Annotated in this window: 12 protein-coding genes and 2 tRNA genes; 10 read left to right on the top strand and 4 right to left on the bottom strand. The window is 74.0% G+C overall.

The genetic code is table 11. The annotated features are described in order from the left end of the window. On the top strand, window positions 1–881 hold an 881-nt coding region (locus ACFXA3_RS23325), incomplete at its 5' end, for an alpha/beta hydrolase (RefSeq protein WP_385189606.1). Between the two features lie 22 nt (window positions 882–903). On the opposite strand, the gene ACFXA3_RS23330 is transcribed toward ACFXA3_RS23325, so the two are convergent. Continuing rightward, window positions 904–977, bottom strand: a tRNA-Trp gene (locus tag ACFXA3_RS23330). A 34-nt stretch (window positions 978–1,011) separates the two neighbouring features. Beyond that, window positions 1,012–1,086: transfer RNA gene (locus ACFXA3_RS23335), tRNA-Ala, on the bottom strand. 66 nt (window positions 1,087–1,152) lie between these two features. Here ACFXA3_RS23335 and ACFXA3_RS23340 point away from each other — a divergent pair. The 4 genes from ACFXA3_RS23340 to ACFXA3_RS23355 all read left to right on the top strand — a co-directional run bounded on the left by ACFXA3_RS23340 (window position 1,153) and on the right by ACFXA3_RS23355 (window position 3,071). After that, window positions 1,153–1,470, top strand: coding sequence for a hypothetical protein (locus ACFXA3_RS23340; RefSeq protein ID WP_385189608.1), 318 nt, complete (start codon window positions 1,153–1,155; stop codon window positions 1,468–1,470). Between the two features lie 50 nt (window positions 1,471–1,520). Then, entirely contained in the window at window positions 1,521–1,889 is a 369-nt protein-coding gene (locus tag ACFXA3_RS23345) for a hypothetical protein (protein ID WP_385189610.1), read from the top strand. A 73-nt stretch (window positions 1,890–1,962) separates the two neighbouring features. Further along, window positions 1,963–2,697 carry a class I SAM-dependent methyltransferase gene (locus ACFXA3_RS23350; RefSeq protein ID WP_385189612.1) on the top strand — a complete coding sequence of 245 codons (735 nt, stop codon included), beginning with the start codon at window positions 1,963–1,965 and terminating at the stop codon, window positions 2,695–2,697. Then, window positions 2,694–3,071 (top strand): YrdB family protein, encoded by a 378-nt coding sequence (locus tag ACFXA3_RS23355; RefSeq protein WP_385189614.1) that lies wholly within the window; start codon window positions 2,694–2,696, stop codon window positions 3,069–3,071. Before ACFXA3_RS23350 ends, ACFXA3_RS23355 begins: the two co-directional genes overlap by 4 nt. Here ACFXA3_RS23355 and ACFXA3_RS23360 read toward each other — a convergent pair. Then, window positions 3,017–4,213, bottom strand: coding sequence for an acyl-CoA dehydrogenase family protein (locus ACFXA3_RS23360; protein WP_385189616.1), 1,197 nt, complete (start codon window positions 4,211–4,213; stop codon window positions 3,017–3,019). The genes ACFXA3_RS23355 and ACFXA3_RS23360 overlap by 55 nt on opposite strands. Next, window positions 4,213–5,358, bottom strand: coding sequence for an acyl-CoA dehydrogenase family protein (locus tag ACFXA3_RS23365; RefSeq protein ID WP_385189619.1), 1,146 nt, complete (start codon window positions 5,356–5,358; stop codon window positions 4,213–4,215). The genes ACFXA3_RS23360 and ACFXA3_RS23365 overlap by 1 nt, the downstream gene beginning before the upstream one ends. A 93-nt stretch (window positions 5,359–5,451) precedes the next feature. Between ACFXA3_RS23365 and ACFXA3_RS23370 the strand changes: the two genes are divergently transcribed. From ACFXA3_RS23370 to ACFXA3_RS23390, 5 genes are all read left to right on the top strand, one after another. After that, window positions 5,452–6,234, top strand: a complete 783-nt coding sequence (locus tag ACFXA3_RS23370; RefSeq protein ID WP_385189622.1) for an SDR family oxidoreductase — start codon at window positions 5,452–5,454, stop codon at window positions 6,232–6,234. Window positions 6,235–6,249: 15 nt separating this feature from the next. Further along, window positions 6,250–6,885, top strand: a complete 636-nt coding sequence (locus ACFXA3_RS23375) for a TetR/AcrR family transcriptional regulator (protein ID WP_385189624.1) — start codon at window positions 6,250–6,252, stop codon at window positions 6,883–6,885. Between the two features lie 23 nt (window positions 6,886–6,908). After that, a complete protein-coding gene (locus tag ACFXA3_RS23380) occupies window positions 6,909–8,066 on the top strand; it encodes an acetyl-CoA C-acetyltransferase (protein WP_385189627.1) in 1,158 nt (385 codons plus the stop codon). A gap of 217 nt (window positions 8,067–8,283) precedes the next feature. Beyond that, window positions 8,284–8,487, top strand: a complete 204-nt coding sequence (locus ACFXA3_RS23385) for a cold-shock protein (protein WP_030010141.1) — start codon at window positions 8,284–8,286, stop codon at window positions 8,485–8,487. A 102-nt stretch (window positions 8,488–8,589) separates the two neighbouring features. Continuing rightward, window positions 8,590–10,043, top strand: a 1,454-nt coding sequence (locus ACFXA3_RS23390) for a DEAD/DEAH box helicase (RefSeq protein ID WP_385189630.1), incomplete at its 3' end; no start/stop codon positions are given.

Here is a 10,043-nt window from a genome sequence, read left to right on the forward strand (position 1 = left end):
GCCGGTCGGCGGGCGGCCGGTCGGCGGGCCCGGAGGTGGCCTCGGTCCGGGACGGCGACGCCTCGGGCGTCCCGGTCCGGGTCTACGACCCCGCACCGGGCTCGGCGGGCCGCCCGCTGGTGGTCTTCCTGCACGGCGGCGGCTGGGTGATGTGCGGCATCGGCACGCACGACGCGACGTGCCGGAGGCTGGCCGCCGGATCGGGCGCGGTGGTCGTCTCCGTCGGCTACCGGCTCGCGCCCGAACACCCCTGGCCGGCGGCGGCGGACGACGCGCTGACCATACTGCTGTGGGCGCGGGAGCAGGCGGGCGCGCTGGGCTGCGATCCGGGCCGGGTGGTGCTGGCGGGGGACTCCAGCGGGGGCAACCTCGCGGCGGTGACCACGCTGCGGGCACCCGAACTGGTCGCGGGCCAGCTGCTGGTGTACCCGCCGCTGGACGCGGCCGGGGCGCCGACGCCCGCGCCGACGCCGGCGACCGCTTCGGTCCCGGAGGGTGCGGGGCCGGGGCCGGGGCCGGGTCCCGACCCCGCACCGGGCTCGGCGCCGGGTTCCGTCGCGGCGTACGGGGAGGGGCATTTCCACACCGCGGCCCACATGGCCTGGTACTGGCAGCAGTACGGCGGCGACCCGGCGCACCCGTACGTCTCACCGCTGCGCGCCCGCGACGTGTCGCGGCTCCCGCGCACGCTGCTGGTGCTGGCGGACTGCGATCTGCTGCGCGACGAGGGCCTGGCGTACGCGCGGCGGCTGGGCGCGGCGGGGGTGGACTGCACGGTCCACCTCCACCCGGGGGTCTTCCACGGGTTCCTGGGCCTGCCGCTGCCTGCGGCCCGCACGGCGCTGACGGCCGTCACGGCCTGGCTCCGGGCCACGGAGTAGCCCCGGCGGGGCGGGACAGGAGGGCGGGGCGGCCGGATTCGAACCGGCGTGTTCCCCGATGGAGGGGGCGCAACGACCGCTGTACCACGACCCCGCCCTCGGGCGGAGCGTACGCGAAGCGGAATGAGGGGGCGGGGCGGCCGGATTCGAACCGGCGTCCTCCTCCATGCTGTGTAGGCGCACTACCTCTGTGCTACGACCCCGCCTTGACGTGGATCCTAGACACCGACCCGGCCGGGACGCACGCGCATTTCCCCGGCATGATGTGCTCATGTCGATGTTGCTCCGCAACGTACTCGTCCTGGCGGTGGAGTCCGGCGCCGCGCTGCTGCTGCGCGAGCCGGACGCACCCTGGATCCCGGTCCTGCTGGCCGTCTTCGTCGTCGGCTCGGGCGTACTGCACGGCACCGAGGCCGAGTTCGTGCCCCGCTTCCTGGTCGCGCTGGCCGCGGTCGGCATCGCGGAACTGGGCGGCCGGGCCTGGGCCTCGGCCGACGACTTCCCGACGGCCGGGACCGGCGCCGCGATCCTCCTGGCCGTCCAGACGCTGACCCTGCTCCGCCACTCCCCGCGCCGCCGCCGCGCCTGAACGGAAATCCGCTGGTCACACGTGCTCGGCCGGGCCTAGGGTCCACCTCCATGTCCTCTACGACCCCGACCCCGACCCCGCACACCACCACCCTCTGGCGCCCGACCGGCCCGGACGAGCTCGACCTCGTCCGCGCGCTCGACTGGCGGGCCTGGCCGCCACGGCTGCCGGAGCAGCCGATCTTCTACCCCGTCCTGAACGAGGACTACGCGATCCGCATCGCCCGCGACTGGAACGTCAAGCACAGCGGCGCCGGCTTCGTGACGCGCTTCGAGGTCGACACGGAGTTCCTGGCCCGCTACCCCGTCCGGCAGGCGGGCGGGCAGACGATCCTGGAGCTGTGGGTGCCGGCGGAGGAGCTGGACGAGTTCAACGCGCACATCGTGGGCCGGATCGAGGTCGTCCACACGTTCCGCTGAAGCGGATCCGGCCCCGGGAGGCGGCCGGCGCACGGCCCTGGTCTGCGGGGCCGGGATCGAAAACAATGACGCCATGACGTCCACGCCCCGCATCCGCGCCCGGTCCTTCGACGCCGCCGCGGCGCTGTACTCGGCGAACCGGCCCGGATACCCCGAGGAGCTGTTCGACCTCCTGGAGGCGCTCGCCGGGCGGCCGCTGCGCGGGGCCAGGGTGGCCGACGTGGGCGCCGGGACCGGGATCGCCACCGGGTCCCTGCACGCCCGCGGCGCGGACGTCCTCGCCGTCGAACCCGGTGACGGCATGGCCGCCGAGTTCCGGCGCGCGCACCCCCGGATCCCGCTCGTGCGCGGGGACGGCGACCGGCTGCCGCTCGTCACCGCCGGGTTCGACTTCCTCACGTACGCCCAGGCCTGGCACTGGACCGACCCCGCGCGCTCCCTCCCCGAGGCCCGTCGCGTGCTGCGCCCCGGCGGCGCGCTCGCCCTGTGGTGGAACGACATGGACTGCGCCGTCCCCTGGATCGCCGAACAGGACGCGCGGATCCGGGACCTGTTCGCCGCCGGCGGGGCCACCTTCCGCGCCCTGCCGGCCGGTCCGGCGTTCACCACCCGCGAGGTCCGCTGGTCGCGCCGGATCCCGCTCGACGTGCACCTCGCCAACCACGCGAGCCACTCCGCCTTCCTGATGCTCGGACCGGCCGGGACACGGGAGTTCCTCGACGCGGAACGGGCCCGGCTGGCGGCCGTGTTCCCCGACGGGGCGGTCGAGGAGCGCTACGTCGTCACCCTCAGCGTGGCCGTCCTGTGAGCCGGCGCGGCGCGCATCCGCTCTTCCTCGTCAACGAGGGCCTCGCGTTCGTGCTGGAACTGGTGGCGCTCGGCGTCCTCGCCTGGTGGGGCTCCACCGCCGGCCTCTGGCTCGCCGTGGCCGCTCCGCTGGCCGCCGCCGTGCTGTGGGGGGCGTTCGCCGCGCCCAAGGCCCGGTTCGCCGTCCCCCTCGCCGCGCGGCTCGCGGTCAAGGCCGTGGTGTTCGGTGCCGCCGCCCTCGCGCTCCTCGCGCTCGGGCAGCGGGCCGCCGGACTCTGGTTCGCCGCAATCGTCCTCGTGAACACCGCTCTCGCGACGTACTACCGCTCTCGTTCCCGCTCCCGTTCCCGGTCTCGTTCCCGGTCCCGTTCCTGAAGCACCGCCGCCCGGCACGCCGACGGCGACCCCCACGCATCGCGCAGCGGCCGTGCCTTGCGCAGCCACAGGGACAGGTCGAGCTCCTCCGTGTAGCCGACGGCCCCGTGCAGCTGCAGCGCCGTCATGGCCGCCGCGTACGCCGCCTCGCCCGCGGCCAGCTTCGCCGCCGCGACCTCCCACGGCGTCAGGGTGAGCGCCGCCGCCCACACCAGCGGCCGCGCGAACTCCAGGCCCAGCAGCGTGTCCGCCAGCCGGTGCTTCACCGCCTGGAAGCCGCCGACCGGCGTGCCGAACTGCGTGCGCTGCTTGACGTACCGCACCGTGTCGGCCAGCAGTGCCTCGCCCACGCCCAGGCACTGGGCCGCGGTCAGCAGCCGCGCCCAGCCCAGGGCCGTCCCCGCCGCCGCCAGGACCTGCGGGCCGGCGGCGAGCAACTCCCCGTCCGCCGCGGGCGCGAACAGCCTGCGCGCCGGGTCCGTGGACCGCAGCGGCCCGCCCGCACCCCTCCCCGAGCCGCCGCCCGGGTCCGCGCCCGTACCGCCGCCCGCGCCCCTCCCCGTACCGCCGCCCGGGTCCGCGCCCGTACCGCCGCCCGCGCCCCTCTCCGTACCGCCGCCCGGGTCCGCGCCCGTACCGCCGCCCGGGGCCATGTCCGTGCTCCCGTCCGCGACGCGGAGTTCCCCCGTCGCCGACACCGTGAAGCAGTACGTGGCCGCGTCCGCGTCCAGGGCGTACGGGCCTCCGCCCGGCAGGGTCAGCGTGGCCAGGGCCCCGCCCGTCACCAGCCCCGGCAGGAAACGCTTCGCCGGCCCGTCCTCCCCGGCCGCCCCGAGCACCGACAGCAGCACGGCCGCCGCAGCCGTCTCCACCACCGGCCCCGGCATCCCCGCCCGTCCCAGCTCCACGAAGCCGAGGGCCAGTTCCACCGGAAGCAGCCCCAGCCCGCCCAGGTCGCCGTACGCCTCGTCCGCCGCGAGCGCGAACAGGCCCGTGTCCGCGAGCCGCGACCACACCGCCCGCCCCGGCCCGTGGTCCCCGGCGGCCCAGGCGCGTACGGCCGCCGGGACCTCCGAGGCGCCGAGCAGGCCGTGCAGCGTACGGGCGAAGTCCGCCTGTTCGGCGGTCGGCAGGAAGCGCATCAGCGGCGGCCCTTCGGGAGGCCGAGCAGGCGCTCGGCGATGATGTCGCGCTGGATCTCGTTCGTGCCCGCGTAGATCGGCCCGGCCAGCGAGAAGACCCAGGGCTCCGCCCACGGGCCCTGCGCCAGCTCGGCGTCCGCGCCCAGCAGGTCCAGCGCCGTCTCGTGCAGGGCGATGTCGTACTGCGACCAGAACACCTTGTTCAGGCTGGACTCGGCGCCGATCCGCTCGCCCGCCGCGAACCGCGTGGCTCCCGCCCAGGTGAACAGCTCGTACGCGCGCGCCCCCACCACCGCGTCCGCCACCCGGTCGCGCAGCGCGGTGTCGCCCGGATCCCCGGCGGCCCGCCACAGCGCGACCAGCCGGTCCGCCGCCGCCAGGAACCGCCCCGGGGAGCGCAGCGTCAGCCCGCGCTCGTTGCCCGTCGTCGACATCGCGATCCGCCAGCCCTGCCCCGGCTCCCCGATCACGTCCTCGTCCGGTACGAAGACCTCGTCGAGGAAGAGCTCCGCGAACGCCGGCTTGCCGTCGAGGCGCCCGACGGGCCGCACCGTCACCCCCGGCGCCCGCAGGTCGAACATCAGGTACGTCAGCCCCCGGTGCGGTTTCCCGGCCCCCGGGTCGGTGCGGAAGATGCCGAACGCCCGGTCCGCGAACGCCGCCCGCGAGGACCAGGTCTTGTGCCCCGACAGCAGCCAGCCGCCCCCGGTGCGCACCGCCCGCGACGTCAGCGAGGCCAGGTCGGAGCCCGACTCGGGCTCGGACCAGGCCTGCGCCCAGATCACCTCGCCGCTCGCCATCGGCGGCAGCACCCGGGCCCGCTGTTCGGGGGTGCCGTGGTCGAAGAGGGTCGGCGCGAGCAGGCTGATGCCGTTCTGGGAGACCCGGCCGGGCGCCCCCGCCGCCCAGTACTCCTCCTCGAAGACCAGCCACCGCTCGATGTCCGCGCCCCGGCCCCCGTACTCCTCGGGCCAGGACACCGCCGACCAGCGGGCCGCGTGCAGCCGGGCCTCCCACGCACGGTGCACCGCGAAGCCCTCGGCCGTCTCCAGGGAGGGCAGGGGGGAGTCCGGGACGTGCTCGGCGAGCCAGGCCCGGGCCTGCGCCCGGAAGGCCGCGACCTCCGACGTCTGGGTCAGATCCATCAGGTGCCCGCCCCTTTCCACGCCCTTCGCACGCTTCCCTAACAAGCGTTTGGCAGGTTACCGTACGGCCATGAGCAGCGTCGAGGAAAGCGCATGAACGAACCCCGCCACGTGCCCGGCCACCGCCTGCTGGACGGCCGCAGCGCCGTCATCACCGCCGCCGCCGGAGCCGGGATCGGCGGGGCCACCGCCCGCCGCTTCCTGGAGGAGGGCGCCCGCATCGTCATCGGCGACTCCCACGCCCGCCGCCTGAAGGAGACCGAGCAGGCCCTCGCCGCCGAGTTCGGCGCCGGCCGCGTCACCGCCCTGCCCTGCGACGTCACCGACGAGGACCAGGTCGGCGCCCTCTTCGCCTGCGCCGAGCAGACCCACGGCGGCCTGGACATCGTCGTCAACAACGCCGGCCTCGGCGGCACCGCCGCCCTCGTCGACATGACCGACGCACAGTGGGGCAAGGTCCTCGACGTCACCCTGACCGGCACCTTCCGCTGCACCCGCGCCGCACTGCGGTCCTTCAAGGCCTCCGGGCGGGGCGGCGCCGTCGTCAACAACGCCTCCGTCGTCGGCTGGCGCGCCCAGACCGGCCAGGCCCACTACGCCGCCGCCAAGGCCGGGGTGATGGCCCTGACCCGCTGCGCGGCACTGGAGGCCGCCGAGTTCGGCGTACGCGTCAACGCGGTCGCCCCCAGCCTGGCCATGCACCCGCACCTGGTGAAGGTCACCAGCGAGGAACTGCTGGGCGAGCTCACGGCCCGCGAGGCCTTCGGCCGCCACGCCGAGCCCTGGGAGGTCGCCAACGTCATCGTGTTCCTGGCCAGCGGCTACTCCTCGTACATGACCGGCGAGACCGTCTCGGTCAGCAGCCAGCGCGCATAGGCCGAGAATGGGCGCGTGCCAACGAACCAGCCGACCCGGCCGACAGCCAAGAAGAAGCCCCAGGTGACGGCCTCACCCGAACGCCGGCGCGAGCTCCTCGACACCGCAGCCGAGGTCTTCGCCGCGCAGGGCTACAACGCCACCACCGTCCGCAAGATCGCCGACGCCGCCGGCATGCTCGCCGGCAGCCTCTACTACCACTTCGATTCCAAGGAATCGATGCTCGACGAGATCCTCTCGGCCTTCCTGAACGAGCTGTGGGAGGGCTACGACACCGTCCTCGCCGCCGGCCTCGGCCCCCGGGAGACCATCGAGGCCCTCGTCACCGAGTCCTTCCGGGAGATCGACCGGCACCGCGCCGCCGTCGCGATCTACCAGAAGGAATCCCGGCACCTGTCCGCGCAGCCCCGCTTCCGGTACCTGTCCGACTCGCAGCAGAAGTTCGAGAAGGCCTGGCTCGGGACGCTGGAGCGCGGGGTGGCCGCCCGGGTCTTCCGGGCCGACCTCGACATCCGCCTCACCTACCGCTTCGTCCGCGACACGGTGTGGGTCGCGGCGTCCTGGTACCGGCCGGGAGGACAGCACAGCCCCGAGGAGATCGCCCGCCAGTACCTGTCGATGGTGCTGGACGGGATCGCCGTACGCAGCTGACCCCACCGATCAGAGGAGTCCCCATGCCCGAGGCCTACATCGTCGACGCGGTACGCACCCCCGTGGGGCGGCGCGGGGGAGGCCTGTCCGCGGTCCACCCGGCCGACCTGGGCGCGCACGTGCTGAAGGCGCTGGTCGAACGGACCGGGGTGGACCCGGCCGCCGTCGAGGACGTGGTCTTCGGCTGCCTGGACACGGTGGGACCCCAGGCCGGGGACATCGCACGCACGGCATGGCTGGCCGCGGGGCTGCCGGAGGAAGTGCCGGGCGTCACGGTGGACCGCCAGTGCGGCTCCTCGCAGCAGGCCGTCCACTTCGCGGCGCAGGGCGTGCTCTCCGGGACCCAGGACCTGGTCGTCGCGGGCGGGACCCAGAACATGTCGATGATCCCGATCGCCTTCGCGTCCCGGCAGGCCGCGGAACCCCTCGGCCTCACGCAGGGCCCGTACGCGGGCAGCGAGGGCTGGCGCGCCCGGTACGCAGACGCCCCCGTCAACCAGTTCCACGGCGCGCAGCTGATCGCACAGAAATGGGGCATCACGCGCCGCGCCATGGAGGAGTTCGCGCTCCGCTCCCACCGGCGGGCGCTGCGTGCGATCGACGAGGGCCGTTTCGACCGCGAGACGGTGGCGTACGGGGACGTCCGCGTCGACGAGGGCCCCCGCCGGGACACCACCCTGGAGAAGATGGCCACCCTGAAGCCGGTCGTCGAGGGCGGCACCATCACCGCGGCCGTCTCCTCCCAGGTCTCGGACGGCGCGGCGGCGATGCTGATCGCCTCCGAGCGGGCGGTGGCCGAACACGGCCTGCGGCCGCGGGCCCGCATCCACCACCTGTCCGTACGCGGCGAGGACCCCATCCGCATGCTGTCGGCCCCGATCCCGGCCACGGCGTACGCCCTGAAGAAGACCGGCATGACGCTCGGCGACATCGACCTGGTGGAGATCAACGAGGCGTTCGCCCCGGTCGTCCTGGCCTGGCTGAAGGAGACCGGCGCCGACCCCGAACGGGTGAACGTCAACGGCGGGGCCATCGCCCTGGGCCATCCGCTGGGCGCCACCGGGGTGAAACTGATGACCACCCTGCTGCACGAGCTGGAGCGCACGGGCGGCCGCTACGGCCTCCAGACGATGTGCGAGGGCGGCGGCCAGGCGAACGTCACCATCATCGAACGCCTCTGACGCGCAGCCCCGTCACGTGATCGCCGTCCGGCGGTGCCAGGGGGTTGCCGCGGACGGCGGCGGCACCCCGCGGGCGAGGTGTGCTAGCTTAGGAGCCGTTGCAGTTGTGGTACCCATGAACTTTATGTGCGCCTGACGGGAATGTTCCTCAGGCGCTTTTATTGTTTTGCCGGACTCTCCGGATGGGGCCCTTTGCCGCCTATTCAGGAGATTCAAAATGGCACTTGGCACCGTGAAGTGGTTCAACTCGGAAAAGGGCTTCGGCTTCATCGAGCAGGACGGCGGCGGCCCGGACGTCTTCGCCCACTACTCGAACATCGCCACCCAGGGCTTCCGTGAGCTCCAGGAGGGCCAGCGCGTGTCCTTCGACGTGACGCAGGGCCAGAAGGGCCCCCAGGCGGAGAACATCATCCCCGCCTAATTCCTTCAGCATGCCGGGGTCCGCGCCGCGAGGTGCGGGCCCCGGCTTGTCTGCTGTCTCGACCTTTGTTTTACCTTGCCGGTTTCAGGAGGGCTTTCTCGCATGACCAGCTCCAGCTCCGCACGACCCAGCCGCCGCCCCACCCGGGGTCGAGGTGCGGCCCAGGGACGTCCGAAGGCTGGCGCGGGACGGCAGAAGTCCGCCCCCGTCGCCCGGCCCCAGGAATTCACCATGCCCGAACCGCTGACCCCGGCCCTCCCGCCGGTGGCCGCGTTCGAGGACATGGGCATGCCCGAGGCGCTGCTGAAGACCCTCGCCGCCCAGGGCGTCACCGAGCCGTTCCCGATCCAGGCCGCGACGCTGCCGAACTCGCTCGCCGGCCGTGACCTGCTCGGCCGCGGCCGCACCGGCTCCGGCAAGACGCTGGCCTTCGGCCTGGCGCTGCTGGCCCGCACCGCCGGCCGCCGCGCACAGCCGAAGCAGCCGCTCGCGCTGGTCCTCGTACCGACCCGCGAGCTCGCGCAGCAGGTGACCGACGCCCTGGCCCCGTACGCCACGGCCGTCAACCTGCGCACCACGACCGTCGTCGGCGGCATGTCGATCAACCGGCAGTCCGGCGCCCTGCGCCGCGGCGCCGAGGTGCTCGTCGCCACCCCCGGCCGTCTGAAGGACCTCATCGACCGTGGCGACGCCGACCTCTCCCAGGTCGCGATCACCGTCCTCGACGAGGCCGACCAGATGACCGACATGGGCTTCATGCCGCAGGTCACCGCCCTGCTCAAGCAGGTCCAGCCCGAGGGCCAGACCATGCTGTTCTCGGCGACCCTCGACAAGAACATCGACAAGCTCGTCAAGATGTTCCTGCACGACCCGGTCGCCTTCTCCGTCGACCCGTCCGCGGGCGCGGTCAGCACGATGGAGCACCACGTCCTGTACGTCATGGACGAGACCGACAAGAAGGCCGTGGCGACGCGCATAGCCGCTCGCGACGGCCGGGTGATCATGTTCGTGGACACCAAGCGCGGTGTCGACCGCCTGGTCAAGAAGCTCCTTGCGGACGGCGTCCGCGCCTCCGGCCTGCACGGCGGCCGTTCGCAGCCGCAGCGCAACCGGACCCTGGACTGGTTCAAGACCGGCGAGGTCACCGCGCTGATCGCCACCAACGTGGCCGCGCGCGGCATCCACATCGACGACCTCGACCTCGTCGTCAACATCGACCCGCCGACCGACCACAAGGACTACCTGCACCGCGGCGGCCGCACCGCCCGCGCCGGCGAGTCCGGCAGCGTGGTCACCCTGGTCCTGCCCGAGCAGAAGCGCGACATGACCCGCCTGATGTCGGACGCCGGCATCTCCCCGCGCACCGCGCAGATCAAGTCCTCCGACGAGGAGCTGTCCCGGCTGACCGGCGCCAAGGAGCCCTCGGGCATCCCCGTGGTGCTGGAGGTGCCGCAGCCCACCCAGCCGAAGGCGCGCTCCGGCTCCGGCGGCGGCTCCGGCTCGCGCCGCCGTTCGGGCGGCCCGCGCACCGGCTCCGCCACGGGCGGCGCCCCGGC

It is taken from the genome of Streptomyces sp. NPDC059456, from assembly GCF_042750055.1.
Taxonomy (GTDB): Bacteria; Actinomycetota; Actinomycetes; order Streptomycetales; family Streptomycetaceae; genus Streptomyces.

What these genes read in the sequence shown, in the direction of transcription:
- ACFXA3_RS23340 (WP_385189608.1), top strand. Translation starts at nt 1,153, where the DNA reads ATGTCGATGTTGCTCCGCAACGTACTCGTCCTGGCGGTGGAGTCCGGC.
- ACFXA3_RS23345 (WP_385189610.1), top strand. Translation starts at nt 1,521, where the DNA reads ATGTCCTCTACGACCCCGACCCCGACCCCGCACACCACCACCCTCTGG.
- ACFXA3_RS23350 (WP_385189612.1), top strand. Translation starts at nt 1,963, where the DNA reads ATGACGTCCACGCCCCGCATCCGCGCCCGGTCCTTCGACGCCGCCGCG.
- ACFXA3_RS23360 (WP_385189616.1), bottom strand. Translation starts at nt 4,213, where the DNA reads ATGCGCTTCCTGCCGACCGCCGAACAGGCGGACTTCGCCCGTACGCTG.
- ACFXA3_RS23365 (WP_385189619.1), bottom strand. Translation starts at nt 5,358, where the DNA reads ATGGATCTGACCCAGACGTCGGAGGTCGCGGCCTTCCGGGCGCAGGCC.
- ACFXA3_RS23370 (WP_385189622.1), top strand. Translation starts at nt 5,452, where the DNA reads ATGAACGAACCCCGCCACGTGCCCGGCCACCGCCTGCTGGACGGCCGC.
- ACFXA3_RS23380 (WP_385189627.1), top strand. Translation starts at nt 6,909, where the DNA reads ATGCCCGAGGCCTACATCGTCGACGCGGTACGCACCCCCGTGGGGCGG.
- ACFXA3_RS23385 (WP_030010141.1), top strand. Translation starts at nt 8,284, where the DNA reads ATGGCACTTGGCACCGTGAAGTGGTTCAACTCGGAAAAGGGCTTCGGC.